Source organism: Nostoc sp. (assembly GCF_036919675.1).
Taxonomy (GTDB): domain Bacteria; phylum Cyanobacteriota; class Cyanobacteriia; order Cyanobacteriales; family Nostocaceae; genus Nostoc.
Genome location: NZ_JBALCP010000054.1, coordinates 20,661 through 43,412 on the forward strand (window position 1 = coordinate 20,661; position 22,752 = coordinate 43,412).

Here is a 22,752-nt window from a genome sequence, read left to right on the forward strand (position 1 = left end):
ACGTTAAGGACAATTTCTGATGCAGCGTGTATAATTTATCATTCAAGATTTGATAAATTACCTCGTTTATGCTGGAATTTTTGCAAAATTTTTTTACTGATAGCTCATTTATTCCACATGGGCATTGTTACCTCTGGAAGCCGAGTTTAGTGTGGCTAAACATCTTCTCAGATTCTCTGATTGCTTTGGTGTATTATTCTATTCCCATCGCCCTTGTTTACTTTGTCCACATGCGAAAGGATTTCCCTTTCAAATGGATACTTTTATTATTTGGAGCTTTTATCGTCTCTTGTGGTACAACCCATGTGATGGATGTATGGACACTTTGGCATCCAACTTACTGGCTGTCCAGTTTCATCAAACTTATTACGGCTATTATCTCACTATATACAGCGATCGCACTGTTACCCATCATCCCTCAGGCTCTGGCTTTGCCAAGTCCGGCAGAACTAGAAGCAGCTAACTGTCAACTAAAACTTACCTTAAAGGAACTTGAAAATACGCAAGCTCAACTGATTCAAACTGAAAAAATGTCTTCATTGGGACAATTAGTTGCGGGTATTGCCCATGAGATTAATAATCCTGTAAATTTTATTGACGGTAATATCATTATTGTCAGTGAATATACTAGAGATTTACTCAATTTGATTACGCTTTCTCAGGAATATAATTACCATTTAGTATCAGAAATTCAAGCTTATATTGAAGAAATTGACCTTGATTTCATTAAAGAAGACTTACCGAAAATCTTATCTTCCATGAAAATGGGAGCCGAGCGCATCTCCAAGCTAGTTTTATCTTTGCGGAATTTTTCGCGGCTAGATGAAGCGGGAAAAAAAGAAGTTGATGTCCATGAAGGTCTTGATAGCACTCTCTTAATTTTACAAAATCGTTTGGAAGCTAAAGGAAATCATCCAGATATTCAAGTTATAAAAGAATACGGCAACTTGCCTAAAGTCGAGTGCTATCCTGGACAACTCAACCAAGTATTTATGAATATCCTGAATAATTCTATTGATACTTTGAAAGAATCAATAATTGGTTGTCATCTGTTAGTAGGCAATGTAAAAACAACTGGCAACCAACAACTGACAACTAACAATCCCCAGATTCACATTTACACTGAGATTTTAGACAGCAATCAAGTGATAATTCGGATTGCTGATAATGGCTGTGGGATGACAGAAGAAATAATGCAAAAAATATTTGATCCATTTTATACAACTAAACCTGTTGGTTCAGGTACAGGTTTAGGAGTGTCGATTAGCTACCAAATTATCAACAAGCATGGTGGTCAACTCAAGTGTATTTCTGCACCGCTTCAAGGCACAGAGTTTATCATCCAGATTCCGATTCGGATCAAGTCTGTTTGATGGTAATTTGGTCTACCCATTAAGACGTAAAACAACCATTCTCAAACACTACCGTTTTCGGAATCACAATATGCCCGTTACTAGAAGGCTTTTACAATAACCGTGGATTTGCATAACTTGATGAAGCTAGTGTAATCTGGCGTGATTACCACGTTAGTTTTATTGGGTATGTGGGTAGTATAAATTACCGAAAAAACTAATTTGGCATATGGTAATGTTCAAAACTAAATTATCACAATCCCATGCATGGGGAGAATTTTACACGTTGAAGTTAATGCATCGCCATATTGGGGCGATCGCAGCTCTAATCTTAATTAGCTTACTGAGTTCATTGAGTGGAACACCAGATCATCATACTATCTCTAACTGCTGGGAAGGCTTTTTCTGGGGACTGGCAGATCCAGTAATTGGCTTGGATTGTTTAGCTGGTATTGTTGCTATTGGCTTACTCTCATCTGTGTTTGTTCGTGGCGCTGTGATAGCTGGATGTTTTGTCTTAGCAGCAGTCTTGGGCATTGTAATTCATTTATTCCAGCTAAATTTACTAGGCACAGAAATAGCGATCGCCATTTCTACCATCGTTTTTGGTACTATGCTGATGATGCCAAATCAACCAAACTTTATGGTACTTGCTCTGGTGGGCGTCAGTGCTGGTTTATTTCAGGGTTACGCTGATGCTGAATCTATTATTGGGGCAGGAATGATGTCATTAGTTGCCTATATACTAGGCATTACCTTAACTCTGTTTGCAGTTACTATGAGTGCCAGAAAAATTGGTGTTGCGATGGGTATGGGAGAAATAAACCGAATTTTACCCTGGAAAATTAGCATTGCTGGCTTCGGTTTCTGTGCGATCGGAATCGTGTTTTTGAGCAATTCGATAATTTAAATCACATATTTCAATTCAGTGGAATACATTCATTCGTGGGGGCGTACACTTTACTGTGCGCCCCCACTGCGTATTCGTGATTAAATTTACAGCGGGTGCGTAAATTTAGCTACCATCTCAATTAACAAGACTTGGGGCAAAATCCCTTGTTAAAAGTAGGCAAACTTCTGTGTACATTCACAAATTAAATGTCGCAGTTTAACAAAATAAACCTCATCTATGTTGAGAACCGTAGTTTTTGCCCTCACCCTAAATCCCTCTCTCAAGTAGGGCTACGGTGTACACACAAGTCGGATAAAACTTCATCCACCAAAGATTTGCAGTTCAGCAGCGCTCTTGGTAGGGTTTCCCGGAGCAGGCGACTGCTGTTAGCGCAGCGTAAAGCCTGCGGCATGGCTTCTCTTCTCTACGAGAGGCTCCGCCAACGAGACGCTGCGCGTAGCTTGCTTCCCCGCAGGGGTACGCTTAGAACGACGCAGGAGCGTCACCCGTTCGCGTAGCGTCTCCGATAGGAGAAGGGTGCGTTACGCTGGCGTGACAAAGCTAAATTGTTGCAATCATGGCGATGCCTGCGGTGGTCACTGACTTGTACTGAGCATCTCGACTTCTCTACGAGACGCTACGCGAACGCTCGATGGAGCCGCAGTCGAAGTAGCTTTGTCGTACCCCTACGGGGAAGCAAGCTACGCGCAGCGTCTCGTAGAGAAGTGCGGGCTACGCCAACGCATTTGTTATTTCGGCGGACTCATTTGTTATTTCGGCGAACGCATTTGTTATTTCAGCGGACTCATTTGTTATTTCGGCGAACGCATTAGACTTATCCGAAAATGATAAATGTATACGGTAAAGGGATTTCAGCGATTATAATGGAATGGGCGATCGCTAGACTAGGTATACGAAAGAATAGGTATTTGAGCATAAATTACGGCTAAATTCTCAGTTTAGTGGTCAAAATATTGGTGAAAATAAAATTTATTTACTAACAAAAAGTTTAAATATTAATAGTAAGTGAAAGCCAACAATTAAGCCGTAGCCTGACTAACCCACAGACGGTCATAATTACCTGGCTATACTTGTGCCTTGCTAAACGAAATTTATCCCTTGCGACTCGAAATATTTTTACCTTCCCGATCAAATGTTCAACACCTATTCTTCTAGATGATAGCTGCTGGTTTTCTTTTTTTTATAATTCCGAAATTTCTTTCTTCCTCGGTTTCTTGTAAGGTGTGGTAATTGTTGATTCTCCTATGTAAGCTTTATCTCCAATAAATTTTTGTTCAGAATCAAATTTACCTCGTGTTTCTCGGAATAAATTAATGTCACTTATTTTTCCTAATTGTCCAATATAAATCTCGACAATATCTTCTCCATTGGGCAATACAATAAACTGGTTTTTTATGGGATACATTTTTTTCTTTCCAGAGTAGTACTGTTTTTGCTCTTGATAGTCTACATGTCTAATGAAAATTATTTTGAGTGGATTATTAATGTCAACAACCCTGTAGAGAAAAAGGGGTATAACCGAGTTTTGGTACGTGGCATCACAGGAGAAGCCGAAATGCCAGATGTTGCTGCCTTGCGACAGTCAGTAAATGCTCGAAAAACAGATGTAGGCTGGCTAATCACGAACCGCCGTGTCAGTCGAGCTACTAAAGATGAGGTGAACAAACAAGAAAACCAGGATTTATCCTGCTACACCCTAGATGAGTTACTGGATCGAGATGCCGATTTTAGTGGCTACCTCAACTGGTTGGAAGATGAAATTAAGCAACGGGGAATTAACCGCACCTATGTACCCCTAGCTTGTATCAAAGAGGAATTCGATCCCATCAATGGGCATGAGCCGTTATGCTCAAGCTGATGGTTGGATTGATGGTTATGTTGAGCGCTGGCTTGATGATCCTGCTAAAGAACACCTTTCTATTCTGGGTGAATTTGGCACTGGCAAAACCTGGTTTGGCTTGCATTATGCCTGGACAGCCCTGCAACGCTATCGTGATGCCCAACACCGGCGAGTAGAACGTCCACGTCTACCCTTAGTCATTCCTTTACGTGACTATGCCAAGGCAGTCAGTGTAGAATCGCTTTTTTCGGAATTCTTTTTCCGTAAGTATGAAATCCCACTGACAGGTTATTCTGCCTTTGAGCAACTCAACCGCATGGGAAAGCTGCTGTTGATTTTTGATGGCTTTGATGAAATGGCAGCTAGAGTCAATCGTCAAGAGATGATTAACAACTTCTGGGAACTGGCGAAAGTAGTGATACCAGGGGCAAAGGTCATTCTCACCTGTCGCACTGAACATTTCCCGGAAGCCAAAGAAGGAAGGGCTTTGCTTAGTGCAGAGTTGCAAGCATCTACAATTAACTTGCCTTTAGAGACACCGCGCTTTGAAGTGCTGGAATTAGAAAAATTTGATGACGAGCAAATTCGGCAGGTACTAGGGTTTCGTGCTGAACCAGAGACTGTAGAACAGATAATGAATAATCCGACACTGCGGGATTTGGCACGTCGTCCGGTAATGACGGAACTGATTATAGAAGCTTTGCCAGAGATTGAGGCGGGCAAACCAGTGGATATATCACGGGTATATTTATATGCCGTGCGGCAGAAGATGCAGAGAGATATCAAAGCCGAGCGCACCTTTACCTCATTGGCAGATAAGCTTTATTTTTTGTGTGAACTGTCGTGGGAAATGCTCTCCACAGACCAGATGAGCATGAACTACAAAGAATTTCCAGATCGCATTCGGCGTTTATTTGGTTCTGTAGTTCAGGAAGAAAAGAATTTAGACCACTGGCATTATGACATGATGGGGCAGACAATGCTGATTCGTAATGCGGAAGGAGACTACAGCCCTGCCCATCGTTCATTATTAGAGTTTTTTGCTGCCTACAAGCTGGTAGCAGAGCTAGGCGTTTTAGCCCCTGACTTCACAGAACTGGCTCAAGCACAATCTTGTTTAGACAACACTGTTCCACCACTGGATTACACTTGGTCAGAATACTTTCAACGACAGTGCGAAGAACATGGGCAACCGCTCCCAGTAGCACCACTAAAGTTATTTAGCAACGCATCTTTAGAGAGGTTATGTAATTATTTGGGTACAACTCCCTTGGCAAAGGCTGTGCTGGATTTAGCTGTGCCAATGTTAGACAAGCAAGTATTTCAACAACAGTTGCTAGCACTAATTCAGTCAACCCGTGGGAAAACCCAGACTCAGGTGGGCTATATGGGTGGCAACTTGGTGATATTGCTACTGGAAGCAAATCCTTACGGGCTGGAAAAATCTGATCTCAGTAATACTGTGATTACGGATGTAAACTTTGCTAATACCAGCTTCCGGTGGATAAATTTGATGGGAGCAAATCTCACGAATTCGGTCTTTGCACCAGTTCTAGGAACAGTCTTGTCAGTGGCATTTAGTCCAGATGGCAAAAAATTAGTGATTGGAGATATTAAAGGTACTGTACAGGTCTGGGAAGCATCCTCTGGCAGGGTCTTGTTGTTTCTTCAGGGGCATGAAGATGGGGTCAATTCAGTGGCGTTTTCCCCCGAGGGTGAGCGGATTGTCAGTGGCAGTGATGATGAAACTATCCGTATTTGGGATGCAACTACTGGCGACTGTCTGCGGGTAATTAGCTATAAACTGTGTGCAGGGCTGAATATCACAGGTGTAACAGGGCTAACGTCTGCACAGCGCATAGCATTAAAACTAATGGGAGCGATTGATAATTAATGAGTCAAGATGCTTTAGTGGTTGGCATTAATACCTATAATTTTCCCCAATTGCCCCGCTTGCGATGCCTACGGCGGTAAACTACGCCATTAGTTACGTTTGTTATCAAAATACCCTATCTGTAAAAAACCCTTTCCTATTCCGCCTTTATGGATGGACGGGCAATGCCAGCGATGTTTTACATTTTTTGGTCTGGGAAGCAACACAACACATAATTAGGGAATTGCTTGACGGTGCTGGAAATCAAGGCGCTGCAAATTTGCCATCTCAACTGGGAACCATAGGATAAGCAGCAAGGGAATTAGCTTATCGGCTGTATAACATTTGCGACAGAAAAGGCTGGGCTGCTGAAGATGTCGCTTACAACAGCTTAGTGATTTCCTGGCCATAAATTTCTTGCCTCGCTGCTGAAAGCGAAGAAAAGATTCCTTTACAAGTAGCGTTGTTTTAAAGATGGAATTTGAAAAGCCTTCATTACCCTCAGCCCCTAACCCTCTCTCCCAGCATGGCAGAGGGGGAACAAATTTGTTAACGGTTATCTAGAACGAACAACGACACTAATTGATGAAATAGCAACATTAATCTGTGAAAGACGACATTGATCTGTGAACAGCGACATCTAATTTGTGAATGTACAGTACTAGTGAATAAGCTGATCCACCTCTGCGCTAATCTAGAGGTTATATCTAATAAAGGCTTATGACACCTGAAGAAATTGTGGGTACGGTAACAGAATTATTTGGTACATCGGCTGTTCATGCGATCGCTCCTGGATCGTGGCAAATAGACTCTTCTGGTTTTCGGCTGTTGGTGCTGCTTTCCGAAGATAATACTTGGCTGCGAGTTTTACTGCCTATTGTGCCCGCAAAGGAAGGGCAACCATTTTTAGCACAGTTCCTAGAAGCCAACTTTGATGACACTCAAGAAGTACGTTACGCTTTGTATGAAGGGAAAATTTGGGGGGTATTTCAACATAATATTGGCACTTTAGTAAGTACAGATTTGTCCGATGCAATCAACCAACTTGTATCTCTTTATCAGGCTGGATTAGATAATGTCTTTAATCAACTAATTGAAAGCCGCATCCGACAAATTATTCAGGCAGCAAAACAACAAAGACAATCTCTGCAAGCTACTATGCAAACTTTAGAACGCTTTTATGCAGAAGGATTAATGGGCGATATAAATCAAACCCCAGAGGCGCGAGAAAAAGTCCTAACTGCTTGGCGGCGTCAGTTAGAAAAATTATGGAATGAAGGTTGATTTCAATTTTTAATTAGGGATTCCTATCTGCGCCACGTTTACATATTAAAGCAATTTATACATCTATCTATTTATCATGGATATCATTGAAATCCTCAAAGAAGACTATCAAAGATTCCCTGTAAATCAAACTTACAGTATTTACACTCCAGACGTTTATTTTCAAGACCCGCTGAATAAATTTCGTGGTGTTAAACGTTACAAACAGATGATTAATTTCATCGAAACTTTGTTTTTAAATCCCAAAATGGACTTACATAGCATTCAACGTTTGGGAGACACAATAAAAACTGAGTGGACACTCAGTTGGAACACTCCTCTCCCCTGGAAGCCACGGATTTCTATTCCTGGTTGGAGTGAATTAGGTCTTAACTCTGATGGTTTGATTATCTCACATATTGATTATTGGAATTGTTCACGCTTAGATGTGGTGAAGCAGCATTTCTTTGCTGCAAAAATGTAAACAATTAAGGCTTGTCTAATTCCCTCTTTACAACCTTTTTCAGTTAAATAGACCATGCGGTAGGGGCACAGCATTGTTGTGCCCTTACAACGTATGTGGTTCAATTAAACCCACATTCCGCACTTCAAAATGCAATACATTAATGTTTCAAATAATATTATCAATACCAACCAATATGGTTATACCATTTCTTTGTAAGGCTGCGCCAAATTTTCTTGGCTTCTTCTTTCTTTCTTTCTTTCTTTGTGTCCTACCCTGCGGGAAGCTACTTCTCAACTCTTGGAGAGGCTGCGCCCTAAGCGTTCGCGTAGCGTCTCGTAGAGAAGCTATGCCGCAGGCTTTACGAGACGCTCCGCGAACGTGTCTATGCGCCCTTTGCGGTTCGTTCCTCATATAGTTTGGCGCATGTTCATACAGAATTGGTATTAGTATTAATACTGAGAATAAATGGTAGGCGTGCAATGCCTGCGGCAGGCTGCGCCAACCGACAATAACCCAGATTTTGTATTTTTATTTGTATTACAAAGGTTAGGGAGGAGCAAGCCTTAACTCAAGCGTTAGTTTCCTTAAGTAGAAATACTCACTGTAACTCTAGCTTTCTTCCATCCTGAAAGTGCGCCTTGCACATGGACTGCTGATCACAAGCCGCTATGCGTCTACGCACTTCCATCAAAAGCCATTATGATCAACATCGCGACATTCATTACTAACGTTAAAACAATTGTCCCCAAAGTCCAAAAAAAGTATACCTAAAGGAATACTTTACAAAATCAGTAACATCATACTACAATTAACCAGTAGACATTTATACCAGATTTTCAATTTTCCTTGATGGCAGGATCTGCCATCACCAAATTGGTGATATATAAGCATTAAAGGCAATCTAGTTACATTTAGTCCGTACCTCGGTTTTTTGTACCTGGAGAATGTTTAGATATCGCAGTCATTCCATAATCAGCTTATTTTTTCAAGGAGGAAAGTGTTATGAGTTTTTTGAAAAGATTTTCCAATCCAACTACACGTTTAATATGTTTAGAATTTTTATTTCTGACATTTACTGCATTACCTGCTTTAGCTGATAACTGTGATACAAGTCAGCGAAAGCCTTTGCCAGGATGTGTTAGAGCAGAATATGTTTCTGGTGGAGGTATTATAACTAATCACTGTGGTCATTCAGTTACTATAAAAGTTGATATAGTTGACGCATTTGATAAACGGATAACCATTAGTAGCGGAAAAACTAAATCATTCTCGACTAACCATAGGTATAAGCTTAATTGCTGTCCCAGATATAATAGATGTGATTAACAATACCTTCGCAGAAAAAAGAGTATGAAGAGATAGGGCTATAAAGTTGTCTTCAAAGAAATTACACCTCGATGATTGCCTCTCTCACTTCTTACGATTTTATTCTTGAAGCCTTATTTAGAGCAGCTTCATAAAGAATTGGTATGACGTACCATTGGTGTCAACTTAAGCGCAAACCCCTTTAAAACCTCGTTAAGAGCCTCTGGCTGGAAACGCTGTTTAATTGTGGTGCCGCTAGTCTTGAGGCGGAGCCTCAGATTAGGCATTCCCAGTCGGAGACTCTTAACCAGACACGAGACAATCTCTAAAAGCTTGTTCTAGGCAGGCTTTCACCTTAAGTTGACACGCATGGTGACGTACCCACACCTACCCAAAAGGAGGTATGGGTACGTCACCTGTATCTACCCCTAATTTTTTCCATTCGGACGCTGAATAATCGTTTCCATCACCCGCCGCTTGGCCTTAGGATCAATACCTACCAAGCGGATATACTCACCGCTATATTCTGCCAGAGTTGCTTCCAAGTTTGATATTGCATCAGACTCTGCATCAATGTGGCTATGAGCACAAGTTTGCCATGAACCTGTGCGGAAACGGCGCTCATCTACGTGTTCAATAATAATTTTGTAACCTTGAGACAATAATTGCCTAATTTGTGCTTGTGTATCCAAGCTCAAATGGTTACTCAATACTTCCTGTTGCTGAAATCCATTAGTTTTTGCTTCTTGAGTTGCACCATTGCTTGGTGGCTGATTAATTGGTGTCGCAGCAGGTGGTGCAGATTGAGAATTTCTACCGCGATTAAGTCGATTGTAATCATCAACCAAATGGGAATTTTCCACCCGTTTTTGTTCACCAACGAGGAAGTTACCAGACTCAATTAAGTGAGACAGCCTGAAATCTGGCTTTTTAAATTCCGGTGGCCCTTTAACGCTATTAACCACACTCAAGGATACCTGCTCAAAACCTACTTGATGGATGTAGTTGCGGATTTGTTCGTCATAAATGCGCGATCGCAAAGCGCTAAAAAAGTCAATGGACTGATTGACAAAAGTATCAACTAGCTGTTCAACTTCCCGCTGCGATAGTCCATCCGCTTCAAAAATCCCCTTGACAATTCCCACTTTGTCGTCTCTGTCTGGTTCCCAGTAGAATTTCTCCATCCGTCCATCCCGAATTAACGGTGCATAAAGGGTGGAAAAATCATTACCTGTAACAATAATCGGTACACGATGTAAAGGCGTGGAATCATAGCTTCCAGGCAACTGCACATCTGTAGGATTATCGGCAATATTCATCAGTGTGGCATTCACCAACTGCGTATTTACAGTATATTGAGTGCCTTCATCAAAGCGTCCAGCCCCGGCATCCAAATCGTTAATCATCAGTACACACATTTTACCGCGTACTTTGATCAGTTCTGCTGTTTCCCGATAGCGTAGCCGAATTAAGCGGGCTGGATCTCCTGCATCTGGACTTTCCAATTCGCCGCCAGATATGTTAGTCACTTCGATACCCATTTTCTCGAAGACTAATTGACATTGAAATGTTTTGCCTTCTCCTTTGCGTCCATGAATACCCAAAATTACGGGAACTCGCACGCCAGGAAGCTTTAGAAAGTTTTTAGTGATGTGGACAGCCAGTTTGTCCAGAAAGCGGGGAGCGATGTAGTAACCCATAAAATTATTTTTGCCTAGCACTGCTTAAAGTAATGTTAAGTTTTTTTGGTGATAACTGTTTATTTATCTTTTGGTAGAAAAGCAACGCTACCTACCACACACGTCTTATTGGATATGCATCAAAAATTTTATCGGCACTCAGTAAAGGCATATTTTCCACTATCGATTGTGTAATTAAAAGTCGGTCGATACGATTCTATTCTGCATCACAAACTAAAAAAAAACCTCCGAGTTTCCCGTCCTCTAAAAAAAGAGAGGCAGAAAACTCTACCTCTCCTATTATCTAATCAACAAATTATTTAAAGCTTGCTAACTTTAGTATTTGTGAGGTTTGTTGGGTTTGTGAACAAGAAAGCTGAGAATTTGGCACTGCTTGATGTTGTCAAAACCCACAACACGGATATAGCTGGTGTTGAATTGAGAACGGCATCCTTGAACTTCGCTCAATACTTCTTGAGTCGATTGAGCACCGAACAAGGGCAGCTTCCACATTGTCCAATATAATTCTGTTGGCTCAGAAGTTTCGTTAAACTCGATCGCTGGAATGTAACCTTGATTCAAAATATACTGGATCTGCTTGGCAATTTGAGCATCAGACAGGGGGGGCAGATAAGAAAGGGTTTCGTAACGACGCTCTTTTGGTAAAGTTTGCATAGCTTTTGATAATGGGTTGCGATTTTTTACTACTAGGTTGAGTGAACTAATTGGATAAGTTATCCAAATTCGGATCTGAACTTGCTTGCTGTTCTGGTTGCAGACTGGGGCTAGATGTGTCTATTCGTGTGATGCGTTCTAAATGCTGGCGACGCTGCTCCATGTTGGCTTGCTGAATGCCAGTGCGAACCATTTCCGGTAAAAATTCAATGATTTCTTCCGCAATGTGTTCCCTAACAGTCATGATTCGCAAAGCCAAATCTGGTTTTTCTCGCAACAGTTGCTCAATGTATGATTCCCCATTCTGAATTTTGCCAGACGAAAAGTTATGCAACCAAAGTTCTAATGGAGGATTCGTTTCGCCTAGCTGTGCCAGTACTGTCCTTAGAGCCTGATAAGTCAGGTAGCTTTGGAGAGTCTTGGCTGTGTCCTTCGCAATTTGCTTAAGATTCATGCTTGACCCCAGCCCTGAAGAGTTATGAGTTATGAGTTATGAATTAATGCAAATCTTAACTCTTAACTCCTGTACAGACGCGATTAATGAGCCAGCGCGTTGCGGTGAGTCCAGCGCTGTAGGCGGCTGGCGAACCCGGAGGGGGGTTCCCCCCGTTGTAGCGACTGGCGTCGCGTCTCTACTTCTAACTCCTAACTTTTGATCAGACGGTATCCATTGCTTCAAACTCGAACTTGATTTCTTTCCACAGTTCGCAAGCAACAGCCAGTTCAGGAGACCACTTGGCAGCTTCGCGGATGATATCGTTACCTTCACGAGCCAAGTTGCGGCCTTCATTACGAGCTTGAATAACGGCTTCCAAGGCGACGCGGTTAGCGGTTGCACCAGGAGCATTACCCCAAGGGTGACCCAGAGTACCACCACCGAACTGTAGTACGGAGTCATCACCAAAGATTTCTACCAGCGCGGGCATGTGCCATACGTGGATACCACCAGAAGCAACTGCAAATACTCCAGGTAGAGAAGCCCAGTCTTGGGTAAAGTAAATACCACGAGACTTGTCTTGCTCAATGTAGTTTTCACGCAACAGGTCAACGAAGCCCATTGTAATACCGCGTTCACCTTCCAACTTACCAACTACGGTGCCGGTGTGGATGTGGTCACCACCAGACAAACGTAGGGCTTTAGCCAATACACGGAAGTGGATACCGTGGTTCTTTTGACGGTCAATTACGGCGTGCATAGCCCGGTGAATGTGTAGCAAGATACCATTGTCACGGCACCAACGAGCCAATGTGGTGTTGGCGGTGAAGCCTGCGGTGAGGTAGTCATGCATGATGATGGGCATTTTGAGTTCTTTCGCGTACTCAGCCCGTTGCAACATTTGTTCACACGTGGGGGCGGTGACGTTTAGGTAGTGACCTTTAATTTCACCGGTTTCTGCTTGAGCTTTGTTGATAGCTTCAGCTACGAACAAGAAGCGATCGCGCCATCTTTGGAATGGTGCGGAGTTGATGTTTTCGTCGTCTTTGGTGAAGTCCAAACCACCGCGTAAGCACTCGTATACAGCGCGTCCGTAGTTCTTAGCGGAAAGACCCAATTTGGGCTTAATTGTACAACCCAGCAAAGGACGACCGTATTTGTTTAACTTGTCGCGCTCAACTTGGATACCGTGAGGAGGCCCTTGGAAGGTCTTGATGTAAGCTACTGGAAAGCGGATGTCTTCTAGACGCAGTGCCCGCAGAGCTTTGAAACCAAATACGTTACCGACAATTGAGGTCAAGACGTTGGTTACAGAGCCTTCTTCAAACAAGTCCAGAGGATAGGCAACGTAACAGATGTACTGGTTGTCTTCACCGGGAACTGGTTCGATATCGTAGCAACGACCTTTGTAGCGATCGAGGTCGGTGAGCAAGTCTGTCCACACAGTTGTCCAAGTACCTGTGGAAGACTCAGCCGCTACAGCCGCACCTGCTTCTTCGGGAGGAACACCAGGCTGGGGTGTCATGCGAAACGCAGCTAGAAGATCGGTATCTTTTGGTGTGTAATCGGGTGTGTAATAAGTTAGTCTGTAATCTTGAACACCGGCTTTATACCCAGTTTTGCTCTGAGTCTTCGTTTGAGCGTAAGACATATTTTATCCTTCCCTGAAATCACTCTTTTTAATTATCAAATCACGTTTTGTGCAACTTCCCTTCACCGCGCTCTTTCCCCCCTTCTGTGGGGAGAAGATCAGGGAAATTTTTTGTTAGGGGTTGTCTTTGGAAAAAGGTAGCAGTTTTTTTGCGGCAGACACTTTGGTAGCGGTTGTAACCCGCCTTACCAGTGTTCTCCCCTTCTAGGGGTACACGTCCTAGCGCTTCTACTTTTCCCCTTTCCTACGAATCAAAATTCTTTTTTATCTCTTTTTCGCACCCAACTAAACCTTCTCAACTTCACCAAAACTTCCGCGCTTTGCGGGCAGCATTGAGATAATTCCCTTATAAATTGGGGTATTCAGGGGATTGGGCTGGCTGGCACACATTCCCGCCTCTACACTCCTTATATCTTCCCCGTTGATGGAAAAGATACCAGAAAAAAATTGACTTGACAGAGATTTAGCAGAGTGGTGAGCGAAAGATAAAAAATTCCACACCACGTAATTTGTAACTTGTTTCACAATATATCAAGAAATTGATAAGTTATTCTTTGAAAGTTTTTAACTTAACTATATGAATTTGTTATTACATAAAGATTTAAACATTTTGTTACAAATACTTTACAAAGTGTCATTAATAACTGTATAGAGCCTTTGGAGACTGGGGACTAGGGATTGGGAACTGGGAAAAACTTTTCCAATGCCCATTAAATTTGAGAAAAATTCCAGATGACGTTTAATTAATCCCAGCTAGGGGAACACTGGAATTAACCCAAAGCCAGTTTAGGTAACAGCTATGGGTACTGTCTCCAAAGGAAATGTCACCGTGGTATTGTTTTACAAGCGTGCTAGTTTATTGATTACTTCTATCTTGCTGGGGTTGATAGCTGTGCCAAGTATCGGATGGGCACAAAAAACCCCTGACACTAATTCATCTGATTTAACCCCAGTTTACCCACCTTCTGCACCGCCACCGCGAGTAGAACCCTTACCCGATGAGCGGAGAGTGCAAGAACATTCGCCAGAAACTGATTATCGTGTCGGCAACTTACTAGAAGATTTTACGGGCAATCTTTGGATAGGTTCTTGGCGGGGACTATCGCGGATTGATCCTAAAACCGGCAAGATTGTTTCTCGTGTTAGTTTACCGAATGTTACCATTGGTGCTTTAGCCCAAGACAAAGTTGGACGTTTGTGGGTGGGAAGTTATGAGGGATTAATCCGAGTAGACCCCCGCACTAACGAAATCACCGCGCAGAATTTATTTTTGCCTTCTAAACGGGTGTTGTCACTGTTACTTGACAAGCGGGGTTATTTGTGGACTGGAACCGATAGTGGTTTAGCCCTAATTAGTCCCGACCAAGGCTTGATTATGACAACATTAAAAAATCTGCCTGGTGTCAGCGCCAACACCTTGACTTTAGATGCTGAAGGTCAACTGTGGGTTGGCACTCTTGATGGATTAGTGCGGGTAAATACTGCTAGTGCAGCGATTATGAAGCGGATAGCCGATTTACCAGGGACGACTGTACAAGCTTTAGCTATTAGTCCAGAAGGATTAATTTGGGCGGGAATGCCGAATAATTTGCTAGTTATTAACCCAAAAACTGGTGCAGTGTTGCGGTCTGTGACTCGCTTACGTGGGCGTAACGTGACAGCAGTACGTTTTGCTAAAGATGGTAGTGTTTGGGTCGGGACTAACAATGGTTTGTTACGATTAAATCCAAATACAGGAGCTGTATTAGACCCAGAAGTTGCTGGACTTCCTTCAAGTCGGGTTCTTACCCTTGCACCTGACATCGGCAATAAATTATGGATAGGTACTAGTGAAGGTCTAGCTTGGTTAATGCCCAAAACGAACAGTGCAAAAACCCATATTGCTTTCAGTCGCGCCGTTAAGTAGGGACTGGGGACTAGGGACTGGGGACTAGGAAAATTTATTCCTAATACCCAATACTTAATAACCAATACCTAATCCCCAATCCAAAATCCAAAATCTAAAATTGGCAATGGCAATCACTACCCAGCAATTAATTCAATGGAAACAACAGAGACGTTCAATTGTGGCATTGACCGCCTGGGATTATGCGATCGCTCAACTCCTTGACGCAGCTGGTGTAGACTTAATCCTTGTGGGTGACTCTATGGCAGTAGTTTTAGGGTATGAAACAACACTGCCAATAACTTTGGATGAGATGATATACCACGCCAAATCCGTGCGTCGAGGAGTTAAACGCGCATTAGTGGTTGTAGATTTACCATTTTTGACGTATCAAGAAAGTCTCCAGCAAGCGATGCATTCAGCTGGGCGGGTACTGAAGGAAACAGGCGCTCAAGCGGTAAAATTGGAAGGTGGCTATCCAGCGATCGCAGAAACAGTGGCTCGTTTGGTAGAAGCCGGAATTCCGGTAATGGGTCATATAGGTTTGACACCGCAATCAGTACATCAACTTGGTTTGCGACAACAAGGGAAAACGCAAGAAGCGAGTGAGAGGATTTTACTTGAAGCGATCGCTCTGGAACAAGCTGGTGTATTTTCTCTAGTGTTAGAGCATATCCCCGCAGATTTAGCAATGCAGATTACCCAAAAACTGAGCATTCCAACAATTGGTATCGGTGCAGGAACTCACTGCGATGGACAAGTTTTAGTTACCTCAGATGTAATCGGGCTTACAGAGAAGCAGCCACCCTTTGCCAAGGTTTACACAAATTTGCGCGAGACGATTACCAAAGCCGTGCAAGATTATGCTGTAGAAGTGCGCGATCGGAAATTTCCATAATAAATAAAGTGACTGGGGACTAGTAACGCAAGGCGGAAGTCAAAAGTCAAAAGTCAAAAGTATTACGGAATAGGCTTTTTAGGGTTTTTAAATGGTTGCTCTATTTACGCCGTGTTGTACTAGGGATTGGGAAAAACTCTTACCCTATTCCCTAATTTCTATAACCATCATGAACTAGTAACCCCAGTTGCGGGTTAACTACAAATAAAATAATTACTGGCATTAAGGCACTCCAGCCTGCAATCTTAATTTATAAATTTGATCAGCTAAAGGGGGTAAATGAGTAATCAGAGTAACTCCCAAGTCATGCACAGGCTTTGTGTGATCTCGATATTTACACTCTGTTTTTACTAGCAGATCAGAAGAGAAATAGTACCCATAAGGGTAATATTAGAACTTATTTTTTCATCCTAAAATGCAAGTATTCTTTAAACAAGAAAATAATTTTTTATCCAAAGGAGCTTGTATGAGTAGACAGCATGGATTCACTCCTCGTAAAGGTGAACATCAACCACTAAGTGAATTTGCCCAAACAGGTAAGTTTGGCAGATTATTTCCAAAACTTCGTCCTTTTATTCCATCTGAAGAAAGTTTAAAAGAACTGGGCAATGCATTAAGCGATCCTAGCCCGAATACACCGGAGGGAGACAATCTAAGCATCCCCGCAGGCTTTACCTATTTCGGTCAATTTGTCGATCATGATATTACCTTAGACACCACTACTCTTAAAGAGATCATTGTCGATCCATTGGCTGTGACAAACTTCCGAACACCAGCACTTGATCTTGATAGTATTTATGGTTCTGGGCCTGACGTACAACCGTATCTATACCAACTTCCTGACCAGGATCTGTTTTTAATTGGCACAACTAATAAAGACCCTGGAGTAGGAGATCCCACTGTTCCCCCAGAATTGCCCAACGATCTTCCTCGCGCTTCTAGCGGTCTGGGACTACTTGGAGATCCGCGCAACGATGAAAACTTAATCGTTGCACAGCTTCACCTGGCTTTTCTGAAATTTCACAACAAAGTAATTACAGGTATCAAGAATAAAACCATTGAATCATCAAAGTCCATAGATAAGTCGGATTTTGAAAAGGCCAGAGAATTAGTAATTTGGCACTATCAATGGATAGTAGTTCATGACTTCTTGACTCGCATTATTGACAAAGAACAGCTAGAACTAGTGCTTAAAGAGGGCAGACGCTTTTTTATATTGAAGGAGGATCAGCAGCCATTTATTCCTGTAGAGTTTTCTGTAGCTGCCTATCGTCTTGGTCATAGTATGGTGCGTGCAGTTTATGACTACAACCGTGTTTTTACTCCTCTTCCTGGTGGATTCGCACCCGCAACTCTGGAACTTTTGTTTGCTTTCACTGCCAAATCAGGGAAGTTAGACGACCCTTTTAATATTCCGATTCCCAGTGATTGGGTTATTGACTGGAGAAGATTTTTTGAGATTGACTCTGATGTGCAAGTTAATCACAGCCGCAACATAGATCCTTTTCTTGTTGAACCTTTAAAGAATTTGCCCAATGTTCCAGAGCCAAAATCACTCGCTGTAAGAAATTTACTTCGCGGTCGGAGTGTCGGCTTGCCATCCGGTCAAAGAGTAGCTCGGTTCCTGAAATTAGAACCTTTGACTAGGGATGAAATCTCCACTGGCCCTGATGGAGAAGTTGCAGCCAAGCATAAGTTTGATATTGAGACACCGTTGTGGTACTACATTCTTAAAGAAGCCCAAATTCAGAATCAAGGTCAACGTTTGGGTCAGGTAGGAAGCCGGATTCTGGCTGAAGTTTTTGTTGGCTTACTAGAAGAAGACAGCAACTCATTTTTGGCGACTGACCCAGATTGGAGACCAACATTGCCTGCCGAAAACCCTGGTACATTTACCATCGTGGATTTGTTGAAATTTGTTGGAGAAATTAATCCTATTGGCGATGTAAAACAAGAATCGTAACTATACCCCACATCCCGCACTTCATAGTGTAATACATGAATATTTCTAACAACTGGCTAATGGTAGTTAAATAGCGATACAAATTCTCAATCATTGCCAGTATTAATACTTAATGATTAACGATTATTAGGAAATATTCTTGAATATTAATATATTACATATTGAAGTACGGAATGTTGGTTACAAGACACTCAGCCTCCATACTTTTGCGTAGCGGCTCCAAGAGTTGGGCTGTTAACAAATACCGAGGGACACTCGGAACTTCAAGCTTGTGGAGAGACTGTAAGACTCGTTGGTACTTGTGCCAAAAAGCGGGTTTCTGAGAAACAAGAATCTCCCGCCACAGCGTAGCTTGGCGGTGAGAGTGTCAAACCAACTTAATTATACCTACTGGTTACTTTTACTGATAGCTTTAGTGATTGCCTTTAAATAACTCCGAATTTCGTTTCTCAACGCTTTAGCCGAATCCCCTCAGTATTTTTTTCTATATTGGTTAGACTAGTGTTGATTTTGGTAATTTGGTTAGACTAGTGTTGATTTTGGTAATATTGTTCAGCGAGGATTCGATTCGTTGCACTTGAGCTTCTATCGCCGCACTGTCAATGGGTGAATTGAAGTTGGTAACTAAAAATTTAACTATGGAACAACAACCGATACAAGTAATTGGAGGTGGACTAGCTGGAACTGAAGCAGCTTGGCAAATAGCCCAAGCTGGAGTACCAGTAATTCTCCATGAAATGCGTCCAAAACGCTTCAGCCCTGCTCATCATACAGAACATCTGGCAGAATTAGTATGTAGTAATTCCTTTGGGGCAATGGCAAGCGATCGCGCAGCTGGATTATTACACGAAGAATTACGCCAACTTGGCTCTATCGTCATTTCTAAAGCTGATGAACACGCCGTTCCCGCGGGTGGGGCGCTAGCTGTAGACAGGGGACAATTTGGCCAAGACTTGACTCAAACTTTAGCTAGCCATCCTTTAATTGAATTTCGTCGGGGTGAAGTGTCTGCGATTCCAGAAGGAATTGTGGTTTTGGCAACTGGGCCTTTAACCAGTCCCAACTTAGCCCAAGATTTGCACCGCTTTACCGGGATGGAATACCTCAGCTTTTTCGATGCGGCTAGTCCGATTATTGTGGGAGAATCGATTAATCGTGACGTTGCTTTTATGGCATCACGTTATGACAAAGGTGAAGCCGCTTATCTCAACTGCCCAATGAATAAAGAGCAGTACTTGCAGTTTCGAGAAGAACTTTGTAAAGCTGAACAAATAGAACTCAAAGGTTTTGAACGGGAAACGGCAAAATTTTTTGAAGCTTGTTTACCCATTGAAGAACTAGCACAGCGGGGGGAAGATACCATGCGCTACGGCCCCCTAAAGCCAGTGGGATTGTCAGATACTCGCACAGAGGAACGTCCTTATGCTGTGGTGCAGTTACGACAAGAAGATAAAGTCGGTCAACTGTGGAATATGGTAGGATTCCAAACTAATCTGCGTTGGGGTGAGCAAAAGCGAATATTTCAGCTAATTCCAAGTTTGGAAAAGGCGGAGTTTGTACGCTTGGGAGTGATGCACCGCAATACTTTTATTAATGCTCCTCAGCTAATGCATCCTACTCTGCAATTTAAAGAGCGTCCGACATTGTTAGCAGCTGGACAGTTGATTGGTACTGAAGGTTACACCGCAGCCGCTGCGGGTGGCTGCTTGGCGGGAATTAATGCAGCACGGCTAGCTTTGGGTAAAGAAGCTTTAGTTTTACCACCAACAACAATGATGGGTGCGTTATTGGAATTTATTAGTTCTGCTTCGCCGAAGCATTTCCAACCAATGCCGCCCAACTTTGGGATTTTTCCCGAACTGGGTGCGAAAATCAAAAGTAAACAAGAGCGTTATGGACGTTACCGCGATCGCTCTTTAACTGATCTAGCAAACTGGAAAGCAAATCATAATTAATGGGCATTGGGCACAAGAGGCGAAGGGGAAAGACTTACTGCAATTTCCCCTCTGCTCCCTACTCCCTATCTAAACCTTCAACACCCAGGCTTCACGATTTTCAAAGCTAAGAAAAGATGCTGGTACGATTTCGAGATTTACTCCCAGAGCTTTGAAAGTGGCACGAATAGCCGCAGCATGGGCAGCCTCAGTAGAGCCGATACTCGCCCCGACAGTAATCAATTTTGGAGTTTTCAACTTAGCAATTTCTTGGCTATAGGCGATCGCAGCATCAGTCTCCAAAGCTAAAGCCAGCTTGGCAATATTCACATCGCTATCCAAGTTTCCCTCACCCTTTTTGATGTAGGATGAAAGATCATAGCTAGACTGTGTTTTTAGTGGAGTTCCCCCCAAACTGGTGATAGTAGCTGCTAGAGCATCCCGATGTTTTTTATGATCAGCTTGGTTGCGGAGCGCCAAAGCCAAAACAGCTTTACCAACCTCAGTAGTACTTAGCTTGCCAGCAGCAGCGCTATAAGCCCAAATCGCCTGGTGTTCGTAATAAAGAGCATTGTTCAGAATTTTTGCATCGTTTCGCCCAGAACTTGTTGTCCGAGCATCAGCTTTTTGGGCAATCAGGGGCAAACCTAACGCAGTTGCTATACCACCGACTGCTCCACTCACTATTAGCGCCCGGCGAGAGGAATTCTTGCCTAAAGGGCTTTGATAGTCCATGAGTTAGTGTCTCCTAAAGATATTACTGTTTGTTTGATGCGGATATGAAAATCAGAGAATAGCCAGGGCATGAATAACCCTGGCTGCAAGTACTGCCTTTGGATGAAAAGAATTTTTTCCAACGAATAGTTCTAATGTGTCTTGACTAGATGTTCACTTTCCAAGTCAATGACTGCTCATTTGTAACTCATTTTGGCAATGGTGTCATCAATTACACTCAAATGGGATAAATACCCTTTTTGTATTTTGAAGCAAACGTACTGTAGGCAAGCATTTAGTAAGATTATTCGCTTCGTTTTGAATATCAAGCAAAGGCGAATTTTGATTATTTATACTCCCAAAATTTACTTAGTGATGCTGATGAAGAGGTAGAAAACAGTTAGAAAGGCAGTTTCCTTGATAGACGGGTAGCAAAGGCGTGTTTGTCAAACATCCATACTTGCGAAGCGATGAGTTTTATCCTAAACTACTTTGTCGTAGTCAATTTTCATGCTGGGGCGGTAAGGCTTCATCTTGAGAGTATAATCGGGCATTGTTTGAATGAAGCGATCGCTGATCATGCATTCATAAGTTTTCACCTATCCCACCAGGATCAGTGTAATTAATTTTACTTTTTTACTCCGCACTCGTTATATAATGTCCCTCAAAATAACCCATGATAAAAACTTTGGTTTTTAGTCAGGAATTTAGTCTTCTCTACCAGAGCAGAGGCGAACAAAATCAGGACTTTAGTCCTGACTAGGAACATTTTTTATTCAGGTTGATTAGTCGGACATGATATTACTCAGCACTCAGAACTGTTTCGGAGATGTCTGACGGAAAGTACACATCTACGTGTAGTTTATTTAACATCTGATTTTAAATTTATTTTGTTTCATAAAACTTAAAATAGGTTTATTATCCTTTAAAATTTTTTGCAGAGATTTAGGTAAGATATATGGCTGATATTGTTGATATTGCAGTTACGGCTGAGTCTTTTAAAACACTGGTGGCGGCTGTACAAGCTGCTGGTTTAGTAGAAACATTAAAAAGTCCTGGCCCGTTCACTGTCTTTGCACCAAATGACGATGCTTTTGCCAAGTTACCAGCGGGAACTATCCAAACTCTGTTACAGAATATTCCCCAGCTAACGCGGATTTTAAAGTATCATGTCGTTCCAGGAAAGCTGCTAAAGGCTGATTTGGCACAACTCGGTACGGTTAATTCTGTGGAAGGTTCACCCATTAAAATTGATTCTTCTGATGGCTTTGAAGTTAAAAATGCCACAGTTCTAGCAGCAGATATCGAAGCTGATAATGGTGTGGTACACGTTATCGATACAGTAATTTTACCGGGTTAATTCAGCTAGGGTGGGTGTTTTCCACCCTACTTATCCAAAATCTTTATAATTAACTAACTATTGGTAGTATCCAAATGCAACTAAATAGTTTAACTTATGTTATATTTGCAATGTGATTACTCACTCATATATGAATGTAGATTTAGTTATTTTAAAATAGAATAAATTAAATTCTTAAAAAGCTAACGTCTATCCCAACAAATAAATGCTCGATTTTAACAGCTTAGTTGAGTTCTCTCGTGGCAACTGCATAAGTATTTGTGCATTTCTCGTACCAGCGAACTTGCTTGTCACAATTTTAACGATGAGCTTGGTAGCGTTACGTCGCCCATCATATCAAGTTTGGCAATCTGCTGGAATTGCCAGCTTTTTCGCTTCCGTAATGATAATGCACGTATATACTTGGTTCATGGTTGGGGTGGTGATGGCTCCTACTTATATCTTGCTGTGGTTAGCAATTACTTGTTTGGTGACTAATTTGGCAGCAATTCTTTTTCAAAGACGCTATGGTAACAGCCCTAGTCTTTCCAACAACGCCTAAAATT

18 protein-coding genes and 2 pseudogenes are annotated in these 22,752 nt (G+C 42.2%); 12 read left to right on the plus strand and 8 right to left on the minus strand.

Annotation, left to right across the window (positions count from 1 at the left end; genetic code table 11):
• The first annotated feature begins 68 nt into the window (after positions 1-68).
• Together V7K49_RS10245 and V7K49_RS10250 are read left to right on the plus strand one after the other, a co-directional pair.
• Positions 69-1,373 (plus strand): sensor histidine kinase, encoded by a 1,305-nt coding sequence (locus V7K49_RS10245; protein WP_334871050.1) that lies wholly within the window; start codon positions 69-71, stop codon positions 1,371-1,373.
• Between the two features lie 214 nt (positions 1,374-1,587).
• Positions 1,588-2,262, plus strand: coding sequence for a HupE/UreJ family protein (locus tag V7K49_RS10250; RefSeq protein ID WP_335205463.1), 675 nt, complete (start codon positions 1,588-1,590; stop codon positions 2,260-2,262).
• Between the two features lie 262 nt (positions 2,263-2,524).
• On the opposite strand, the gene V7K49_RS10255 is transcribed toward V7K49_RS10250, so the two are convergent.
• Positions 2,525-2,656, minus strand: coding sequence for a hypothetical protein (locus tag V7K49_RS10255; RefSeq protein ID WP_334871044.1), 132 nt, complete (start codon positions 2,654-2,656; stop codon positions 2,525-2,527).
• 597 nt (positions 2,657-3,253) lie between these two features.
• A pseudogene (locus V7K49_RS10260) lies at positions 3,254-3,670 on the minus strand (transposase family protein).
• A 54-nt stretch (positions 3,671-3,724) separates the two neighbouring features.
• Here V7K49_RS10260 and V7K49_RS10265 point away from each other — a divergent pair.
• The 4 genes and pseudogenes from V7K49_RS10265 to V7K49_RS10280 form a co-directional block, all read left to right on the plus strand.
• Positions 3,725-5,900 (plus strand): annotated as a pseudogene (locus tag V7K49_RS10265) (NACHT domain-containing protein); the annotation flags it as partial.
• 163 nt (positions 5,901-6,063) lie between these two features.
• Complete coding sequence (locus tag V7K49_RS10270; RefSeq protein ID WP_335205464.1) at positions 6,064-6,288, plus strand: hypothetical protein; 225 nt, start codon at positions 6,064-6,066, stop codon at positions 6,286-6,288.
• Positions 6,289-6,698: 410 nt separating this feature from the next.
• On the plus strand, positions 6,699-7,262 hold the full coding sequence (locus tag V7K49_RS10275; RefSeq protein WP_335205465.1) for a hypothetical protein: 564 nt from the start codon (positions 6,699-6,701) through the stop codon (positions 7,260-7,262).
• Positions 7,263-7,338: 76 nt separating this feature from the next.
• Positions 7,339-7,725 carry a DUF2358 domain-containing protein gene (locus tag V7K49_RS10280; RefSeq protein WP_334871703.1) on the plus strand — a complete coding sequence of 129 codons (387 nt, stop codon included), beginning with the start codon at positions 7,339-7,341 and terminating at the stop codon, positions 7,723-7,725.
• A gap of 1,715 nt (positions 7,726-9,440) precedes the next feature.
• Here the strand turns inward: V7K49_RS10280 and V7K49_RS10285 are convergent.
• The 5 genes from V7K49_RS10285 to V7K49_RS10305 form a co-directional block, all read right to left on the minus strand.
• Positions 9,441-10,712 (minus strand): ribulose bisphosphate carboxylase small subunit, encoded by a 1,272-nt coding sequence (locus V7K49_RS10285; RefSeq protein WP_334871704.1) that lies wholly within the window; start codon positions 10,710-10,712, stop codon positions 9,441-9,443.
• Positions 10,713-11,027: 315 nt separating this feature from the next.
• Entirely contained in the window at positions 11,028-11,366 is a 339-nt protein-coding gene (locus V7K49_RS10290) for a ribulose bisphosphate carboxylase small subunit (RefSeq protein WP_334871705.1), read from the minus strand.
• A gap of 46 nt (positions 11,367-11,412) precedes the next feature.
• Positions 11,413-11,820, minus strand: a complete 408-nt coding sequence (rcbX, locus tag V7K49_RS10295) for a RuBisCO chaperone RbcX (protein ID WP_335149273.1) — start codon at positions 11,818-11,820, stop codon at positions 11,413-11,415.
• A 202-nt stretch (positions 11,821-12,022) separates the two neighbouring features.
• Positions 12,023-13,453 (minus strand): form I ribulose bisphosphate carboxylase large subunit, encoded by a 1,431-nt coding sequence (locus V7K49_RS10300; protein WP_334871708.1) that lies wholly within the window; start codon positions 13,451-13,453, stop codon positions 12,023-12,025.
• A gap of 285 nt (positions 13,454-13,738) precedes the next feature.
• The gene (locus tag V7K49_RS10305; protein ID WP_335205466.1) at positions 13,739-13,978 is read right to left on the minus strand and encodes a hypothetical protein; all 240 of its coding nucleotides are present in this window, start codon (positions 13,976-13,978) and stop codon (positions 13,739-13,741) included.
• 274 nt (positions 13,979-14,252) lie between these two features.
• Here V7K49_RS10305 and V7K49_RS10310 point away from each other — a divergent pair, with 274 nt between their 5' ends.
• The 4 genes from V7K49_RS10310 (at position 14,253) to trmFO (ending at position 20,154) form a co-directional block, all read left to right on the plus strand.
• Entirely contained in the window at positions 14,253-15,359 is a 1,107-nt protein-coding gene (locus V7K49_RS10310) for a ligand-binding sensor domain-containing protein (RefSeq protein ID WP_334871710.1), read from the plus strand.
• Positions 15,360-15,465: 106 nt separating this feature from the next.
• Positions 15,466-16,236 (plus strand): 3-methyl-2-oxobutanoate hydroxymethyltransferase, encoded by a 771-nt coding sequence (gene panB / locus V7K49_RS10315; RefSeq protein ID WP_334871711.1) that lies wholly within the window; start codon positions 15,466-15,468, stop codon positions 16,234-16,236.
• A gap of 466 nt (positions 16,237-16,702) precedes the next feature.
• Positions 16,703-18,199, plus strand: a complete 1,497-nt coding sequence (locus V7K49_RS10320; RefSeq protein ID WP_335205467.1) for a peroxidase family protein — start codon at positions 16,703-16,705, stop codon at positions 18,197-18,199.
• Positions 18,200-18,837: 638 nt separating this feature from the next.
• Positions 18,838-20,154 carry an FADH(2)-oxidizing methylenetetrahydrofolate--tRNA-(uracil(54)-C(5))-methyltransferase TrmFO gene (trmFO, locus tag V7K49_RS10325; protein ID WP_335205468.1) on the plus strand — a complete coding sequence of 439 codons (1,317 nt, stop codon included), beginning with the start codon at positions 18,838-18,840 and terminating at the stop codon, positions 20,152-20,154.
• Positions 20,155-20,223: 69 nt separating this feature from the next.
• On the opposite strand, the gene V7K49_RS10330 is transcribed toward trmFO, so the two are convergent.
• Positions 20,224-20,868: a DUF4439 domain-containing protein gene (locus V7K49_RS10330; RefSeq protein WP_335205469.1), complete on the minus strand. Its 645-nt coding sequence runs from the start codon at positions 20,866-20,868 to the stop codon at positions 20,224-20,226.
• 937 nt (positions 20,869-21,805) lie between these two features.
• On the opposite strand from V7K49_RS10330, the gene V7K49_RS10335 reads away from it, so the two are divergent.
• Together V7K49_RS10335 and V7K49_RS10340 are read left to right on the plus strand one after the other, a co-directional pair.
• Positions 21,806-22,207, plus strand: a complete 402-nt coding sequence (locus tag V7K49_RS10335) for a fasciclin domain-containing protein (RefSeq protein ID WP_069073559.1) — start codon at positions 21,806-21,808, stop codon at positions 22,205-22,207.
• Between the two features lie 205 nt (positions 22,208-22,412).
• Positions 22,413-22,748, plus strand: a complete 336-nt coding sequence (locus V7K49_RS10340) for a hypothetical protein (protein WP_335205470.1) — start codon at positions 22,413-22,415, stop codon at positions 22,746-22,748.
• The last annotated feature ends 4 nt before the right edge of the window (positions 22,749-22,752 follow it).

What these genes read in the sequence shown, in the direction of transcription:
- rcbX (WP_335149273.1), bottom strand. Translation starts at nt 11,820, where the DNA reads ATGAATCTTAAGCAAATTGCGAAGGACACAGCCAAGACTCTCCAAAGC.
- V7K49_RS10290 (WP_334871705.1), bottom strand. Translation starts at nt 11,366, where the DNA reads ATGCAAACTTTACCAAAAGAGCGTCGTTACGAAACCCTTTCTTATCTG.
- V7K49_RS10280 (WP_334871703.1), top strand. Translation starts at nt 7,339, where the DNA reads ATGGATATCATTGAAATCCTCAAAGAAGACTATCAAAGATTCCCTGTA.
- V7K49_RS10285 (WP_334871704.1), bottom strand. Translation starts at nt 10,712, where the DNA reads ATGGGTTACTACATCGCTCCCCGCTTTCTGGACAAACTGGCTGTCCAC.
- panB (WP_334871711.1), top strand. Translation starts at nt 15,466, where the DNA reads ATGGCAATCACTACCCAGCAATTAATTCAATGGAAACAACAGAGACGT.
- V7K49_RS10335 (WP_069073559.1), top strand. Translation starts at nt 21,806, where the DNA reads ATGGCTGATATTGTTGATATTGCAGTTACGGCTGAGTCTTTTAAAACA.
- V7K49_RS10330 (WP_335205469.1), bottom strand. Translation starts at nt 20,868, where the DNA reads ATGGACTATCAAAGCCCTTTAGGCAAGAATTCCTCTCGCCGGGCGCTA.
- V7K49_RS10250 (WP_335205463.1), top strand. Translation starts at nt 1,588, where the DNA reads ATGTTCAAAACTAAATTATCACAATCCCATGCATGGGGAGAATTTTAC.
- V7K49_RS10275 (WP_335205465.1), top strand. Translation starts at nt 6,699, where the DNA reads ATGACACCTGAAGAAATTGTGGGTACGGTAACAGAATTATTTGGTACA.
- V7K49_RS10255 (WP_334871044.1), bottom strand. Translation starts at nt 2,656, where the DNA reads ATGCCGCAGGCTTTACGCTGCGCTAACAGCAGTCGCCTGCTCCGGGAA.
- V7K49_RS10340 (WP_335205470.1), top strand. Translation starts at nt 22,413, where the DNA reads ATGCTCGATTTTAACAGCTTAGTTGAGTTCTCTCGTGGCAACTGCATA.
- V7K49_RS10310 (WP_334871710.1), top strand. Translation starts at nt 14,253, where the DNA reads ATGGGTACTGTCTCCAAAGGAAATGTCACCGTGGTATTGTTTTACAAG.
- V7K49_RS10300 (WP_334871708.1), bottom strand. Translation starts at nt 13,453, where the DNA reads ATGTCTTACGCTCAAACGAAGACTCAGAGCAAAACTGGGTATAAAGCC.
- V7K49_RS10320 (WP_335205467.1), top strand. Translation starts at nt 16,703, where the DNA reads ATGAGTAGACAGCATGGATTCACTCCTCGTAAAGGTGAACATCAACCA.
- trmFO (WP_335205468.1), top strand. Translation starts at nt 18,838, where the DNA reads ATGGAACAACAACCGATACAAGTAATTGGAGGTGGACTAGCTGGAACT.
- V7K49_RS10245 (WP_334871050.1), top strand. Translation starts at nt 69, where the DNA reads ATGCTGGAATTTTTGCAAAATTTTTTTACTGATAGCTCATTTATTCCA.
- V7K49_RS10270 (WP_335205464.1), top strand. Translation starts at nt 6,064, where the DNA reads ATGCCTACGGCGGTAAACTACGCCATTAGTTACGTTTGTTATCAAAAT.